At 67.5% G+C, this 15,685-nt stretch carries 14 protein-coding genes; 3 read left to right on the top strand and 11 right to left on the bottom strand.

The genetic code is table 11. The annotated features are described in order from the left end of the window. Window positions 1-214 precede the first annotated feature (214 nt). A complete protein-coding gene (locus OHA30_RS15585) occupies window positions 215-547 on the bottom strand; it encodes a helix-turn-helix domain-containing protein (RefSeq protein ID WP_328914439.1) in 333 nt (110 codons plus the stop codon). Continuing rightward, a complete protein-coding gene (locus tag OHA30_RS15580) occupies window positions 544-930 on the bottom strand; it encodes a type II toxin-antitoxin system RelE/ParE family toxin (protein ID WP_328914438.1) in 387 nt (128 codons plus the stop codon). The genes OHA30_RS15585 and OHA30_RS15580 overlap by 4 nt, the downstream gene beginning before the upstream one ends. Window positions 931-1,306: 376 nt before the next feature. On the opposite strand from OHA30_RS15580, the gene OHA30_RS15575 reads away from it, so the two are divergent. Then, the gene (locus OHA30_RS15575) at window positions 1,307-1,897 is read left to right on the top strand and encodes a DUF4240 domain-containing protein (protein WP_328914437.1); all 591 of its coding nucleotides are present in this window, start codon (window positions 1,307-1,309) and stop codon (window positions 1,895-1,897) included. 606 nt (window positions 1,898-2,503) lie between these two features. Here the strand turns inward: OHA30_RS15575 and OHA30_RS15570 are convergent. From OHA30_RS15570 to OHA30_RS15550, 5 genes are all read right to left on the bottom strand, one after another. Next, window positions 2,504-3,094, bottom strand: coding sequence for a hypothetical protein (locus tag OHA30_RS15570; RefSeq protein WP_328914436.1), 591 nt, complete (start codon window positions 3,092-3,094; stop codon window positions 2,504-2,506). A 7-nt stretch (window positions 3,095-3,101) separates the two neighbouring features. Continuing rightward, window positions 3,102-4,760: a DEAD/DEAH box helicase family protein gene (locus OHA30_RS15565; RefSeq protein WP_328914435.1), complete on the bottom strand. Its 1,659-nt coding sequence runs from the start codon at window positions 4,758-4,760 to the stop codon at window positions 3,102-3,104. A gap of 18 nt (window positions 4,761-4,778) precedes the next feature. Beyond that, a complete protein-coding gene (locus tag OHA30_RS15560; protein WP_328914434.1) occupies window positions 4,779-7,181 on the bottom strand; it encodes an ATP-binding protein in 2,403 nt (800 codons plus the stop codon). Window positions 7,182-7,386: 205 nt separating this feature from the next. Next, entirely contained in the window at window positions 7,387-8,181 is a 795-nt protein-coding gene (locus tag OHA30_RS15555; RefSeq protein ID WP_328914433.1) for a very short patch repair endonuclease, read from the bottom strand. Window positions 8,182-8,185: 4 nt separating this feature from the next. Then, complete coding sequence (locus tag OHA30_RS15550) at window positions 8,186-9,529, bottom strand: DNA cytosine methyltransferase (RefSeq protein ID WP_328914432.1); 1,344 nt, start codon at window positions 9,527-9,529, stop codon at window positions 8,186-8,188. A gap of 116 nt (window positions 9,530-9,645) precedes the next feature. On the opposite strand from OHA30_RS15550, the gene OHA30_RS15545 reads away from it, so the two are divergent. Continuing rightward, a complete protein-coding gene (locus tag OHA30_RS15545; protein ID WP_328914431.1) occupies window positions 9,646-10,485 on the top strand; it encodes a GIY-YIG nuclease family protein in 840 nt (279 codons plus the stop codon). Between the two features lie 207 nt (window positions 10,486-10,692). Beyond that, complete coding sequence (locus OHA30_RS33990) at window positions 10,693-11,028, top strand: Eco29kI family restriction endonuclease (RefSeq protein WP_405785576.1); 336 nt, start codon at window positions 10,693-10,695, stop codon at window positions 11,026-11,028. Between the two features lie 344 nt (window positions 11,029-11,372). Here the strand turns inward: OHA30_RS33990 and tyrS are convergent, their stop codons facing one another. The 4 genes from tyrS to OHA30_RS15520 all read right to left on the bottom strand — a co-directional run bounded on the left by tyrS (window position 11,373) and on the right by OHA30_RS15520 (window position 15,683). Further along, complete coding sequence (tyrS, locus tag OHA30_RS15535) at window positions 11,373-12,779, bottom strand: tyrosine--tRNA ligase (protein WP_328914429.1); 1,407 nt, start codon at window positions 12,777-12,779, stop codon at window positions 11,373-11,375. Window positions 12,780-12,877: 98 nt separating this feature from the next. Then, a complete protein-coding gene (locus OHA30_RS15530; RefSeq protein ID WP_328914428.1) occupies window positions 12,878-13,831 on the bottom strand; it encodes a glycosyltransferase family 2 protein in 954 nt (317 codons plus the stop codon). Further along, window positions 13,828-14,964 (bottom strand): hypothetical protein, encoded by a 1,137-nt coding sequence (locus OHA30_RS15525; protein ID WP_328914427.1) that lies wholly within the window; start codon window positions 14,962-14,964, stop codon window positions 13,828-13,830. Before OHA30_RS15525 ends, OHA30_RS15530 begins: the two co-directional genes overlap by 4 nt. Further along, the gene (locus tag OHA30_RS15520; protein ID WP_328914426.1) at window positions 14,961-15,683 is read right to left on the bottom strand and encodes a class I SAM-dependent methyltransferase; all 723 of its coding nucleotides are present in this window, start codon (window positions 15,681-15,683) and stop codon (window positions 14,961-14,963) included. The genes OHA30_RS15525 and OHA30_RS15520 overlap by 4 nt, the downstream gene beginning before the upstream one ends. Window positions 15,684-15,685 lie beyond the last annotated feature (2 nt).

Here is a 15,685-nt window from a genome sequence, read left to right as displayed (position 1 = left end):
GCTTGGCAGTCGGGGCCGATGTCTCGGCTGGTGAACCGGTGCGGAGGATACGAGATTCGAACTCGTGAGGGGTTGCCCCCAATACGCTTTCCAACGGGTCTCGAGGCGGTACGTGAGCGAGCATTGGTGACCTGACCTGCGACGGAACGCTCGGCAGAAAGTTAGTCGGACGCGGCTGGACGCCGTCGGACGAGACCAGGAATGAGACCGGCCCTCAGGCGGCGTGCGCGATGAACTCGACGGTGGAGGTGTCACCGTCGAGAGCGATGTTGAGCGACGCGTCGAGTGCCTCGGCGAGCCGGGCAAGGAGCGGAAGGGTCGGGACGGTGCCGCCGAGTTCGAGTTTCGACACCTGGGGCTGCGTCATACGGGCTCGCCTGGCCAGCTCGGTCTGGGAGATACCCAGCTCGGTCCGGCGGTCGTACACCGCTTGTCCGAGATCGAAGGCCATCCGGATCTCGGTGCGCATCGCTTCCACCTCAGGAGGCTCGGCGTAGCCTTCCGCAGCCTTGCGCTCGCGGGCGAGCTTCCACTGGGTGTGGTTCATGGTCCTTCTCCCTTCATGACATCGCGAGTGAACTCTTCGTGCGCGGTGTGCTCCTCGGCTTCGCACAGCTTCCTGGCCTGCGTGGCGCGATCCACTTCCGCATCCTCCCGCATTCGCGTCCTGCGGAACTCGGTCAGCAGCACGATCCGGCGGTCGGGGGCGAGCCAGTGCGTCAGACGGACGGCGTTGCCGTCGTGGCGGAGGCTGAACCGGAGTTCGCGTAAGCCGTTACCCAGGTGTCGCGCATACGGATCGGACAGGGTGGTCGGCGCGTCGAGCAGACGTTCAGCCGCATGCTCAGCGACGAGACAGTCGTGGTCGGACAGGTTGTCCAGCCGATGCCGGACTTCCGGTTCGACCTCGATCTCCCAGTCATCGCTCATATAGCTGACCGTATAGATGACCAAATATAGGCAAGCAGAGCTGAACGACCTGTTCGTTGGCCTCGGACCCCGTGTGCCGGCCCACGCCGGACGGCACTGCAACGTCGGCAGCTGAGGCCCGGCGTCGGATCGCTCCTGGCCGGCAGCGGGGTTCCCCCGGCTTCCAGCCGTCGTGCTCCTCCCACTCCTCCGCCGCGATCAGCGGCGGCACACGGGGAACGTGGACGTGGTGCACAGCGTCGGGCTCCCGGTGGCGCGTCAGGCAGCGGTCTCCCCCGCGTGCGTCGCAGCACCGAGCTGGGGAGTGGGCAGAGGGGCACGTACGGTCGGCGACGCATGGGGGCTCTGTCGGACCTCGATGGCAGAGTGCCGGGTCATGGAGACGGACGCCTTCTGGCAGCTCGTAGAGACCGCGCGCTCTCGCGCCACGCAGGCCGGTACCGTCGACGAGGCGCTGGTCGATCTGCTCGCGGCCCGTTCGGAACGGGAGGTGCTCGAATACCAGGAGCGTTTCGACGAGCTCCACGGTGCTCTGTACCGCTGGGACGTCTGGGCGGCGGCGTACCTGATCGGTGGGGGCTGCTCGGATGACGGCTTCACGGATTTCCGCGCGGGCATCATCGCCGAAGGACGTACGTGGTACGAGCGCGTCGCCGCCGACCCCGACAGCCTCGCCGAACACCCGCTGGCCGCTGCAGCGGCAAAGGCGGGCGAGGACTACGTCCTCTTCTACGAGGAGGTGAACTACGTCGCCCCCCGGGCATTCGAGCAACTCACCGGTGACGAAGAGGACTTCTACCAAGCCTGGGAGCAGTACGACTCGGACGCCCAGCCTTGTGCGAAGGCCGAGCAGATTGCGGGTATCGAGAGGGACATGGGCGAGGACTTCGACTTCGACGACGCCGAACAGATGCACCATCGACTGCCCCGACTCGCCACGCTCTACCTTTCGGACAACCCCACGTGAGGAGGGCCGATGGTCATCCTCCGCTCCAGCCGGCCCAGCCCGGCCTGGTGACCGGGCCTGCCCTGCTGCGCGACTCCGCCGAGTGTGTTCCTGTTTTGGCCGGCCGAACAATCGAGCGGGGGGCGGCGTCGACTCCGGCGAGCAGAGGATTCACGCCGGCTTCATACGGAACATACGGCCGGTCGAAGAGACGGGCGCACGGGCAGTCCACACGCATTGATGGCCCCCGCTGCTCGCAGCGGGGGCCATCAACGTCGTGCCCGGTGAGGCACTGGCGGAGGATACGAGATTCGAACTCGTGAGGGGTTGCCCCCAACACGCTTTCCAACTGTTCGTCGGGGCGTTCGGGTGAGTCCGTCAGCGTTCTGAGCTGCGATGGAGTGGCTCGTTGGCCGACGGCCGGACGCCGCTGAACGGGAGTGAATGCAACCCTAACTGCAACCCTCCGACACCCCTCGGGTGGTCTGCGGACTCGCTGGCTGTCGAACCGGACAGGTTCCTGGCCGTGTTGGCGTAGCAGCGGGCCAGTGTCCCGCACTGGGCATCCGCGCAGCAGGACCAGACGCCCGAGGCCAACACACGTGCGACTCCGGTGCGACGTCTCCGTCACACTCGCTTGAGCCTCAAAGTGATGTGGCGCAGTTCGATGCCCGGCACCTTGGCGAGGAGACGGTGCCGGTGCATCTCACCCTCGCTGAGTCGCGTTCCCTGGGGGGAGGTGACGACGATGAGTGGTTCCGCTCCGCCATCCACACGAGCGTTGATGCCGGCCCAGACGAGGTCGGCGAGCTTGGCGGCCGGCCCCCAGATCATCAGCATTTTCGGTCCCGGCCCCCGAACCAGGCAGCGGTTGGGCTTGACGTCCACTGTGTCCGGATCGGCGAGCCAGTCCGGGCCGATAGCTTGATGGGCGATCTCCTCCATTCCGGGGTAGCGGCTCACCGCGAACTGCGCGTACGGGCCGATGCCGTAGCGGGCCCGAGGTAGTTCCTTGATCGGCCCGTCTTTGATCCACACGCGGACCCGGTCGCGTTCGATGAAGCGCGTCAGCTTGCCGCCGACGAGCGGGTCATCGATCCAGCGCACGTACAGCTCCGAGCGCTCCCGGGCGGCCATGCCGTCCCAGTCGAGGTCGTCGACCTGCCGGTAGACCTCGGCGATCACCTCGCGGCGGATCTCCTCGTCAATGTCACCCATCGCTACCTCATCCCCCAAAAGCGGCCGGGTCGGGAAACTGGAGGCGACTCTCCTCCGGCGAGGTTTCCAGACTGGCCGCGTCCTTGATCCACTCGCGCATCAGGCTCTCCGCGCGCTGGTCCGCGAAGTCGAAGCTCGTTCCGCGCTCCGCCAGGCGCAAGGTCTCGACTTCGTCTTCGGCGATCTGCTGGCGGATGTTCAAGATAGCGGCCACACGGCGGATGTCGCTTACGAAGTCCAGGACCTCGACGTGCGACTTTCCCGGGCGCAGGCGTAGGCCGCGGCCGAGTTGCTGGACGAAGATCCGGCGGCTGTGTGTGACCCGGGCGAAGCAGAGGATGTTCACGTCGGGGACGTCGACGCCCTCGTTGAGGATGTCAACGGCGGTCAGGATCGGGGTCTTCCCGCTGCGGAAGCTCATCAGCCGGGACTGGCGCTCCCGCTTGGTCAGGTTCGCGTGCACGGCGAGCGCTCCGCGCCACTGCGGCACCTCCGCGAGAAGAGTGGCGAGGCGTTCAGCGTGTTCCACGGTGCGGCAGAAGACGATGGCGCGGGGCTGCTGGGTGCGCGCCCAGACCTCCATCAATTCCTCGCGCACACCTTCGTCCCGCTCGGGAAGAAACAGGCGGGCGTTGAGGTCCTTGATCGAGTAGCTGTGGTCGCTGACGCCGCGGACGAAGTCCCAGTCGATGTTGTCCGCGTAGAGCCGATAGCGGACCTCGGACAGGTAGCCCAGCTTCATACCGTCCTCAATGCCAAGGGTGTAGCTGGGCTCGCCGAAGCGTTTGCGGATGTCGAAACGGTCACCGCGCCAGGGGGTGGCCGTGACCCCGAACTGGCGGCTGGCGTCGAGGACATCGAGAAGCTCGGCCAGTTGCCCGTCCTCGGCGACGTGGTGCGCCTCGTCGACCATGACTAGCGCGGGGCGATAGCCGGCGAGGGCGTAGCCGAGTGCGCTGGTGGTGGTGGCGCAGGTGACACCACGCAGGTCGTCAGGACGGTGATCTCCGGTCAGGAGCTGAGTGCGGACCGTCTTGGGCAGGTGATGCCACAGAGCCCGTTCGAGCTGCTCCACCAAGTCCTTGGCGGGCGCGACGACCAGGACCTTGTCCTGGGGGCGGTCGCGCAAATGGCGGTCGATGGCCTCTCCGCCGACGACCGTCTTACCCAGGCCCGTGGCCAGCACCAACAGGGCCCGGTCTGCGCTGTCCAGATCGCCGAGTGTCGCCCGCAGGGCTTCGTCCTGGTAGGGGCGCAGCGAGCGGGCGGGGAGCCGGGTGGCGGTGAACCGGTCATCGGCGTAGAGATCAGCCAGTTCCTGGCCTGACCACAATTCCACTCGCATGCCGACGGCGGCGAGACTGTCGCGGCGTTTTCGGATGGTCGGCCCGAAGCGGCTGTTGGTGACCACGACAGCCTGATCGGCGCCGTAATGGGCTTTGGCCTCCAGGACTTCATCGATGGCGGTGGGCGGCACTGCCGCGCCGGCCTTCCACTTGGCCTGGAACACCCATAGATGTCCCTCGCGGGTGGCGAGGATGTCACCGCCCTGGTCGTTCGCGCCGTCGATGTTGACGACGTTGGTGAAGCCGAGGTGCAGCGCCAGGCGTTCCAGTTGACGGGTGAAGCCGAACGGTCCTACCGCGCGGAGGAAGTCTGGTGCCATGAACGATGCGGTCAACGCTCACACCGGCCCGGCGACGCTGCGTTCGAGCATGTCGAAGGTGATGCGTGCCAAGGACAGCTCCAGCCGTGTCTTCCCCCCGGGGTCGGCCAGGAACTCGCCGACCACCTCTAGCGGCCGCACGGTCTGCGTGACCTGTCGCTCCTTGACCGCGCTGTCCGACCAGCCGCTCCAGGACGTTGTGAACACCGTCCCGTCAAGGAAGTCCGCCGGCCGCGTCCGGACGACGGCCGCGATTCCGGTGGCGTCGAGGTGGGCGACGAAGGCCCCGTCTTTGACGACGGTGGGCCAATCCAGGGATGCGTCGGCCCTGCCGGCGTCCTGCTCAGCGCGTAGCCTTATCCTCTCCGGGAGCGCGTCCCACAAGTCTCCGGCCATCGGTCCCACGATCGGTGTCATCAGTTCGCGCACGCGGCCCAGCAGGGAGTCGGCACGATCACGCAGCGCCGACTCGGTCACCCGCTGGTCGGGGAATTGTCGGGTGACCTCGGCGGCGACCGCCGTGACCTTCTGCCCGTCCGGCTCGAACGCGTGCAGGGTCTGTGCAATTTCCATCAGCGCGTAGTCACGGGGGTCGCGTCCGTACTCGCGGAACACCGGATGCTCGCCGTGGACGAACACTTCCAACTTCACGCCCTTGCCCATACGGGCCAGCGAGGGAACCTGCCGCTCATGGTCGTCCAGCAGGGGTGTCGGCGTGTCGAAGACCGTCACGGCCCTGCGGCCAAGTCGGGGCAAGGTCACCTCTCCCGTCAGATCGAAGACCTGGCGGGCGTCGGCGCGGTAGCGCTCGAAGCGCTGCTCCTCGGTCTCCACGGGCGCCGATGGTGGGGCGGGTTGCGGTACCGGCGACTCGCCGCCCAGGCTGGTCCCACCGGTTGAGGCGCCGCCCAGCGGGGTCAGCCCGGTGCGCCCTGTCAATGTGGGGTTGCCGGCCCCATCGGGGCCAGTCGGCCTCGTTGGGGTTCCCCCGCTGTCGCGGGCCTCGTCGTGTGCCAGGACTGCCTGGTACCAGATCTCGTCCGAGAGGAACTCGGGGTGACGGCCTGAGTGGAACTTCACGCCCCACTCTCGGGCCGCGTCATGGACGGCCACACTCCCGTTGCCGGGAATCAGGCACCCGGCGCCCGGGCGGTTCTCCTGGTACCCCTTGAAGATCTCGCCCAGAGGGGAGGCGTTCAACGGGTAGCCCAGGGCGACGGCCTTCTTCGGGCGCATCGGCCCCTCGCCTCGAAGGGCGATGACCGCCTGCCGCCAGTCGCGGCTCTCCCGGTTGAAGTCGGTCTTCTGGTAGCCCACCGGGACGTGGTCGAGATGGATCTCGCCCACGATCCGGCCCTGAGTGGCGGGGATGTCCACCGGGTACTCCGAGACCTGTGACCCGTCATCCGGGTTCTCCCAGGAGAACAGGGAGCGGTCCCCGATCCTGATCTTTCGGCCGTTGCGCAGGAAGTCGATCCCGTAGTCGGTTTCGTCGAGGTAGCGCTGAACTCCGAACCAACCGTGGATGCGGCGCTCGCGCAGCTGCATGTCGTCGCTGTCGCACTGGGCGCACTGGTCCAAGGCGAGATCCGGGCTCTGCCAGTGGCCGCACTTCATGCACGCCAACGCCGAAGCCAGTCGGATGTCGACCGGCCTGACGGCGGCGATCTCCCGCCCCTGTCGGGTTACCGTCCGCGACGCGGACCAGACGCAGGGGAGCCTCGGCGAGACGGTCTTCCCGTTCACCTTCAGCCGGAAGCCGCGGCCCGCCATCGGACCGTCCGGAACGCCCGGCACCGGGTTCTCACCGCGCAAGAGGTATGAGTAGACCCGGCCCAGGTCGGCGCGGACGGAGGTGTGCCGGTTGGCCTTCTTCAGATCGTCGGCGATCTCGGTGCGCAGATGGCGGACGATCACCTCGGTGCCGTGGTCGGAGACGTCCTGCTTGGGCTCTCGGCGAAGGGGGGCCCTGAAGCTGTCGTTCCGCGCTAGGCGGCGCAGGTCGATCTCCACGATCAGCCAGTCCGCGTCGCCCGCCCGCGTGGTCCGCACCTCGGTACGGTTCCCCAGCCGGGCCGTGGCGATGTTGAAGCCCATGCCGAACAGGCCGAGGCTGCCGTAGCGCCGTTTGCCGCTGTAACCGGCCTTCACCGCGCTCTGTAGCGCCTCTAGGCTCATGCCACGCCCGTTGTCTAGGAGGCCAACGATCGGATCGTCGTCGGTGGGTTTGGGCAGAGTGATCCAGACCTCGCGCTGCTCACCGCGGTCCGGGTCCGACAGGAAGTCGTCGAAGGAGTTGTCGATCAGCTCCGCCAGGCACTGCCACGGCTTGTAGGGGATGTCCCCCAACGCCTCCAGCAACTGAGGAGTGGGCGTGAGGTCGACCTCTTCCAACGATGTCTCCTCGGCGTTGGCTGTCAAAGCGCTGCTCCCGTCCGAAATGTGGTTCTCGAGGACGTCCGATCGTCCAACCCTCCCAAGAGATACCGCACGGCACTGACAACTGGGCGCGGTTATCTCGGACCGCCTGTTGGAGAACTCACCTACGACGGCTTCAGCGTGGTCATCCCGTCCATGGGCGTGCTCGCCGAGGCCGAGTACCAGCCTCGGCGAGGCGATGTCGGGATCAGACTGCTGTGGAGTCTCCATCGGTGGGGACGCCGCGTAGCTCATGGAGTTGTCGGTCGATTCGTTCCGCCGCCAGCGCGGGGTCGTCGTGTTCCCAGACCCGGATGACCGTCCAACCGGCCTCTAGCAGCTTCGTGTTGGTCTCTGCGTCCCTGGCACGATTGCCCTCGATCTTCTCGCGCCAGAAGACCGCGTTCTTGACCGCTGGGCGGTAGTGATCGGGGCAGCCGTGCCAGTAGCAGCCGTCCACGAACACGGCGACCCTGTCGACGGGAAAGACCACGTCTGCCTTGCGCCGGACATCGACAAGGGGTTTGGCGTCGACGCGGTAGCGCAGGCCGCGCTGGTGGAGCAGGCTCCGCAGCGCGAGTTCGGGCCTGGTGTCCTTGCCACGGTTGGCGCGCATGGAGGCACGAACCTCCGGCGAGGACGCGGTCGACTCCGGCGGCAGCGGTTCCAGCGTCACCAGCCCTTTGTCCCACGCGCGCCGCCATGCCTCGGCCAGGTTACGCCGGCGGGAGTCGTGCTCCACTTCGCAGACGTAGCGCTCCTGTGTTCGGCCGTCCTGGGACCAGCGCAGATAGGCTCTGATGCGTCGGGTGCGTCGATACAGTCGCAGGCTGATCGACGCCCGCGCGTAGCGGCCGTCGTCCAGGCTGACGCTGCGCCGGTTCCGACCTCCAGCCGCGCGATCCTGCTCAAGCGCTGGTGCCACCGCGCCAGCACGCCGTTTGTACGCCCGCTCCGGGGGCAGTTGAGCTTTCCATCGCCCCCCGTCCTCCGCCTGCGCCATGACCTCAGTGTCCCGCCGCGGAAAGGGCGTCGGCGACGGCGTTGGCGAAGAACTCTCCAAGCACGACCGGGACCGCATTGCCCAACTGGCGCATCTGCTCTCCACGGGGGCCGGCCCCGAGCCATTCGTCGGGGAACGTCATCACCCGGGCGGCCTCGCGAACGGTCATGTAGCGGTGCAGGTACCTCCAACCGTCGGGCGACTCGCGGTCGCGGACCCGGTCGTCCAGCAGCATCACGGATTCACCACCGGGCACGCCGTGTACACCGGCCTTGACCGTCTTCGCGGGCCGGTCCAGTTCATTGGGGGTGTGGCCCTTGTAGATCCGTGCGCCGGGCCAGCCGATGTGGTCGACGACGCCGATCTCCTTGCCGAAATCGAATTTCTCCCTGAGGCGGCTCAGGTCGATCTTCGGCAGCGCGGGAAGCTCGTCGTCCGTCCCGTGGCCCATGACGGCGTCGCGCAACGTGCGCCAGGGGTAGCAGTCGTCTTCCTTGATCACCTTGGGCAGGCGTGCCCGGACGCGGTCGCGCACGTGGCCCGGTACGTCGTGGCGATCCCAGTACGTGCCATCTCGCATGGAGCGGAACAGGGCGGCCTCGGAGAACCTCTGCTCCGTGACGTACTTCTCGAACGCCGGGACGTCGACGCTGAGGTCGGCCCGGAAGGCCACGATGACGATCCGGTTCCGAACCTGTGGGACACCGTAGTCGGCGGCGTTGACCTGCACCACCACCACCTTGTAGTGGTCGGGGTCGCTGTCCTCGTCGGACAGCTTGCCGAGGATGCCGGCCAGATGGGAGTCATGGTCCTGCCATCTGGCCTCACTGTCTCGCTTCTCGAACGGGAGCCGCAGCTCGTTCTGGATGTACTGGAAATAATCCGCGAATGACGGGCGTAGAAGGCCCAGGACGTTTTCGCAGATCACGGCCTTCGGCCGGATCTCGCGGACAGCCTTGAACATGGCCGGGAACATGTTGCGCTTGTCCTCGTCCCCCTTGGCGACGCCCCCGGCGCTGAACGGCTGGCAGGGCGGCCCTCCAGCGAGGACATCCACCTTCCCCTCAAGAGCACTCATGTCGAGATCCCGCACGTCCCCCGGGTAGAGGGGAGCGGGCCGCCCCGGCTCCGGGGGCTCCGGCCTGGTCCCCTCGGCGCGCAGGAGGCCGTCGACTCCGAGGGTCTTCCGCGCACTGGCCACCAGGGTCTCGCACGCCCGGTTGTTGAATTCATTGAAGAGCAGCGGGCGGAAGCCCGCCTGGTGGACCGCCATGGCAAGGCCACCACCACCCGCGAACAGCTCAACACTGGTGCGAGGCTTCTTCGTGTCTTCTGGCAGGTCAACCATTGAAGAACTGTACCGCGGAGTTGGTGATCATGGGGCCATTTCACACGAACGAGTCGCCTTGGAGTGAGTGAAACCATAGGGTTCCTGGTGATCAGCGCCGCAGAAGGAGCACGCGAATGACGCAGGCGGGTGGGCCGAATGCCTGGAGCACCTACCACGACGACTTCCGACTGAGCATCACCAGGGCACTCGGTGACCAGCTGGCCGCCGCGCTGTCCCAACTCGGACGGGCGCCATTGGCGGAGGAGAGCCTCGCCGTGCTCGATGAGCGGCCCGGGGTGTACCAGCTCTACCTACGTGGCGAGTTCGTCTACGTCGGCAAGGCAGACAAGAGCCTGCCCGCCCGGCTCGGCAACCACCTGCGCAAGCTCTCGGGCCGGTGCAACATCGATCTCGCCGACGTCACCTTCTCCTGCCTCTACGTCGCCGAGGACTTCTCCGCGCTCGCGCCGGAGCAGCTGCTCATCAGCCGCCACAAGGAGATGGGCAGCATCCCGTGGAACAACAACGGCTTCGGGAACAAGGACCCCGGGCGGCAGCGCGACACTACGATCCTGAAGAAGAACCACTTCGACGTTCTGTACCCGATAGACCTGGGCAAGGGCGTCGATGGGCTCACTCCCGGCGAGACCACGCTGCACGCCTTCCTGAAGACACTCAAGGCTGGGCTCCGCTACAACTTCCGGTACGCCGAACCTCCGGGCTCTAAGCAAACAGCGGTGACAGTCCCGGAGGGTGAACTGTCCGCCGACGGCGCGTTCCAGCTTGTCTCGGCGGCGCTTCCCGAGGTGTGGCAGGTCACGGTGCTCATGGGCTACGTGATCATGTACGCCGACGCGCCAAGCGAGTACAAGAGCGCGTGGCGGTACTACCGGTCTGGCGATGTGATTGAGGCCGTCCCCGAGGCTTCGCCCGAGGAGATGACCGTGGATGACGTCGTCGACGCTGACGAGTGAGGGCCGCCAGTCGCTCTCCGGCGCCCATCCCACAGCCCCGAGGCGTCCCCGACGGTGTGTATCCGCCCACGACCGAGCAGGAAGCCATGCCCACCGAGTACACCCCCGCGTCGTTCGACCCGCTGTCGACCGAGCAGATAGCGAACACCATTTGCGAGACCTTCGAGCGCCAGCCCTTGGTCTCCATGACCCAGGAGATCCCGCGCTTTGGAGGCTCCGGGCTGTACGCCCTCTACTACCGGGGCGCGACCGTGGAGCTTTATCTGCCCCTCTCCCCTCTCCAGCAACAGCTCCACCGGCGAGAAGGTCCAAGAGAAGTACCCCCTGTACAGCCGCCTCAAGCAGCACCGGACCTCCATAGCCGAAGGCGGTCTCCCCATCGCCGAGTTCCGGTTCCGGGCCCTACTGCTGCCGGATGTGCACGCTGACCTGGGCGAGAACGGACTGCGCGTCGGCTACCAGCCTCTCTGGAACAGCAAGTTCCAGGGCTTCGGTAGCAAGGAGCAGGGGTCCACTACTCGGCAAAGCAAGAAGAGCAAGTGAGACACCGTGCACGACGGGCGTCGCCGAACGCACGGGGGTGTCGTCCATGACGCCGCAGTGTTGATCGCGGCGGCCAAGGCCCACATCGAGCAGCAAGTCAGCGGATACGAAGCCCTCCCCTGGCCTCATCCGGCCGCCGAAGTCTTCCTCGACCTTGATTGACACGTCGTGAAGCCGACTGTGCGGTCCCACTGACGCGAGCCGGTAGACGCGGTGGTGTCGCACCGAACCACCAGCAAGGTGGGTGGGCTTGCACCGGAGGTGCCGACGATGCCTTGGACCCTGGACGTCAACGTCCTGAAGGATTCGGTGGTGGAGCCTGCCGGCCCCACCACCACCTCGGGTCACGCGTCGATGCGGGCGATCTTTCGGCCGGCCTTGAGGTAGAAGGTGGCTTCCCCGGCGGTGTCGGCCGCGTCGACGAGGGCGGACAGCGGCTGCTGGATGGTGTCCTCGCCGAGTTGGGTGGTCTGCTGTTCGACGTCCGAGGTCTCGGCGATGAGGCGGAGGCCGTTCTGGGCGGCGACGCGGCGGGCCGCGGAGTTGCTGGGGGCGAAGCCCAGGACCTGGGTCAACAGGGCGCCTAGGGTGGTCCCGGCGTGCTCCTTGAGGGAGACGGTCGGGAGGTTCTGGGTGTCGCCGAAGGTCCGTTTGGAGAAGCGGGCGGTGAACTCGGCGCGGGCGGCCTCGGCGGCCTTCAGGCCGTGGAGGGTGGCGGTGACCTCGCCGGCGAGGATGCGCTTGACGGCCATGGGGTGCGCGGTGCCGTCGGCCAGGCGCCCGGCGACGGTGGTGATCTCCTCGTCGGTCCACTCGGTGAGCTGCTTGAGGTAGGGCTCGACGAGGTGGTCGGGGATGGACATCAGGCGGCCGAAGATCTCGTCCGGGGAGGACGAGAGGCCGACGTAGTTGCCCTTGGACTTGCTCATCTTGGAGCCGGTGCCGTCGGTGCCTTCGATGAGCGGGGTGGTGATGATGACCTCGGGTGTCTGCTCGCGGATCTCCATGACCTTGCGGCACATCTGGAGGTTGAGGAGCTGGTCCACGCCCCCGAGTTCGACGTCCGCGCTGATGGCCACGGAGTCGAGGGCCATGACGACGGAGTACACGAACTCGGCGACCGACAGGCCGTCGCCGGCGGCGAGGCGGTTGCGGAAGTCATCGCGTTGGAGGGTCATCGAGACCGGGACATGCGCCAGGATGTTCACCAGTTCGGGGAGGCTGACCTTGTTCAGCCACTCGCCGTTGAAGCGCAGGTCGGCGCGTTCGAAGTCGATGAACGGCGTGACCTGCTGCTGGTAACCGCTGAGGTTGTGGGCGATGTCGGCGTCGGTGAGCGGCGGGCGCTCGGAGGAGCGGCCGGACGGGTCGCCGATCTTGGCGGTGACGTCGCCGATGATGAAGACGACGTGGTGGCCCATCCGCTGAAACCGCGAGGCGATGATGATCGGCACCGAGTGGCCCAGATGGACGTCCGGGGACGTCGGGTCGATGCCGTACTTGACCACGAGCGGTCGGCCCGCCGCCTGGGCGGCGGTGATCTTCTCCGCGAGCCCGGACGCGGAGGGGATGACGTTGATCGCGCGGTCTTCGACCAGCGCGGCCTGCTCGGCCGGGGAGAGGTCGGACAGGTCCAGGGAGCGGCGGCTATAGGTCTCTTCCAGGAGCCGGGCGACCGTATAGTCCGCGGCCAGGTCCGATCCCTTGAGGATCTCCATGGCGCGGACTACGGACTCGCTGAGACGGCTCATGGCGTCGTTACGCTCCTGGGTCTGTCGGCTGGTGTGGCCGGTGGGTATGGGGAACAGGCGATTTTAGCATCGCGGGATGTCGCGCCGCGTTTGCATGATCACATTGCGTTTTGCCGGGTGGGCGGCGGAGCAACCGCCGGGACCGGGCCGATGGCCAGTGCTGGTGGGGGCGGGGCGAGCGGTCGGTCGCGGGTGACGCTGGCGAGGGTGCGGAGCCAGGTTGCCAGCGGGGCGCGACCACGGAGGGTGTGGTGGAGCATCGCGCCCAGAGGGCGAGGCGTTCGGGCTCGGTGGCCTTGCTGAAGGTGGGCTTCGACGCGGTGTCCGGCGCCGCGGGCGCGGTAGCAGTGGGCGATGCGGCGCAGAGTGGCTGCGGTGGCCCAAGGGGGCGGGGCGGCCGTGGGCGCGGTGAGTTGGCGCGCGAGGTCTGTGCACACGTCGGCGCGGTAGTGCTGGGAGGAGCCGTTGAGAGTCCGGTCGGTCATGCTCGCCGGGTGGAGCCGGTAGTTCACGAGAGACTCGGTCAGGGTGTGGCCGTGGCCGGCGTCGCGCAGCGCGTGGAAGTGGATCTCGTTGGTGACGGGAAGGAGGGTGCGCGCGGCGTCAAGGCGTACGAGGAGGGTGCTGGTGTTGCCGCCGGGATGGGGCTCGGGCAGCAGCGGGCTGCCGTCGGGGCCGACGACGGTCTCCCAGTGGTCAATCAGGAGGCGGCTGGGAGTGATGGAGTCGGCGCAGGTGCGGAGCTTGGCGGGGTGGAACCAGTCGTCGGCGTCGAGGAACGCGATCCAGTCCCCGTCGGCGAAGAGCACGGCGTCGGTGAGCGTCTGGGCGAACCCGCGCCGGGTGCGGCGTATGACCCGGACGTGTCCCTGGTGCCGACGGCATATCTCTGGGGTGTCGTCGGTGGAGCCGTCGTCGATGACGAGGATCTCGTGGAGGGTGTAGCGGCCGGGTTCCTGTTGCAGGCAACTGGTGATGGCGCGGTCGAGGTAGCGGCCGTAGTTGTGGCAGAGGATCACGCAGGAGATCCGGGGCAGCGGCGAGTCCGTCATCGGTCGCCGCCTTCGTAAAGTGCGCGGTGGGCGCTGAGGACCTGTTGGTGCTCTTGGGCGCGGTAGTCGAGGAAGTCGTGGTCGAGGCGGCGGGGGGTGACCGCCGCACGGGCGATCGCGGATTCCAGGGCGGTCAGGAAGCGTTCGCCGAAGAGGTTGGGGTGGCCGGTGCTCCAGTCGAACCATTCGGGTTCGGGGATGGCTTGGCCGTGCTGTTGGTGCAGGCGGTGCTGTTCGGGGAGATGGCCGACGCGGGAGCAGACCGGGATGAGGCCGAGGTCGAAGGCGAGTTCCAGTTGGCCGGAGTGGCTGCCCCAGAGGTAGGGGAGCAGCAGGAGGTCGCTGGCAAGGGCGGCCTCCACGACCTCGGCGTCGGTGGGGTAAGGGCGCATCGTGACCCGGACGCGCGGGTCTCGGCGGGCGGTGTCCGCGATCACGGGCAACGGGCTGGGGGCAGTGCCGGCGAAATCGGCAGGGCTGGCGGCACGGAGGAGGAGATGGAGGGTGTGGGCGGGGTTCGTGGTGGCGAGTGACCAGTTGATGACCGGCGCGAGCTGGTCGCGGCTGGCGCGGGTGGCCCCGTAGAGGAGGGTGCGTACCCCGGCGCCGGGGAGCCGTTCACGGTGACGGAGGGCATCGGGCGGTACGACGTAGCCGTGCGGGATGACGGTGGCGGGAGGCTCGGTGCCCAGCAGGTCGGCGAGATCGGCGCGGGAGCCTTCGGTGAGGCAGACACAGGGGACGTTCGCGGTGAGAAGCAGACGCAGGCGAGCGATGAAGGCGTCGGCTTTGCTGTCGTCGCCGTCGAGTATTGGGCGGGTGTCATGCGCGGTGAAGACCACGCGGACACCGGCGCCGGCGCAGACGTCGAGGAGGCGCTCCAGGACGGCCGGGGTCTCCAGGTCGATGTGGTGGAGGTGGAGGACGTCGAGCCAGTCCAGCGGTGTGCGGTCGAGAATCCAGGAGGCGGTGACGTCGGCGGGGACGACGAGACCGGGGCGGATCTCAGCGGGCTCGGAGGCGTTGTTCAGGCCGTGGATGCCGAGACCACGCAGCTTGCGCGCGTAAGGGGTTCGGGCGGGCAGGTGGACGACTCGGAGGCAGGAGGTACCCGAGCCTGCGGGCGCGGTCATCGTCGGACCTTGGGCAGGCCGAAGGTGACGAGCTGGGTGGACAGGCCGTTGGAGGCGTCGTCGCTTCGGGTGACCCCTGCGTAGCGGATCTCGAAACCGCGGGAGCGCAGGAGGGCTTGGAACTCGTCGCTGGCCCATTCGCGGACGTGGCTGGGGTTACGGGGTGGCCCGGAGGCGTCGTAACCGCTGCGGAACTCGCGGGCCGGGGTGGAGAACACGGCGGTGGGACAGCCGTCGGACAGAAGTTTGTGAGTGAGGGCGAGGAGAGGGAGCGGGTCGAGAAGGTGCTCGATGACGTCGGAACAGATGACGACGGAGCATCGCAGGAGCGCGGAGTCGATGGGGAGTTGTTCGGTCTTCTCCAGGTCGGCGTCGATCCACTGTCCGAAGCGGTGGTTTTCGCGGCACCAGGTGAGGTTGTCGGCGAAGTCGACGCCTATGTACGTCCAGTGGGGGCGTTCGGTGGCCAGTGCGGCGAGCTTGCCGGCGCGTCCGCAGCCGAGGTCGATGAGGGTGTCGAGGTCGGCGTGTTCGGCGAGGGTGGCCGCGTAGGGGTAGACGTCGGGCTGCCAGGTGATGCCTTCGTGCGTGGTGTCGCTGAAGTACTCGACTGTGGTGCGGTGGCGGTAGCCGGCACGGATGTGGTGGGTGGTGGCGTCTCCGAGGGGCTGACGGGAGAGGACGGGGTACGGCGCGGACGGCGCGGGCGTGGTGGTCATGC

It is taken from the genome of Streptomyces sp. NBC_00223, from assembly GCF_036199905.1.
Taxonomy (GTDB): domain Bacteria; phylum Actinomycetota; class Actinomycetes; order Streptomycetales; family Streptomycetaceae; genus Actinacidiphila.
The sequence above is the reverse complement of the archived record's forward strand: the minus strand, read 5'-3'. Positions and strand labels throughout refer to the sequence as shown.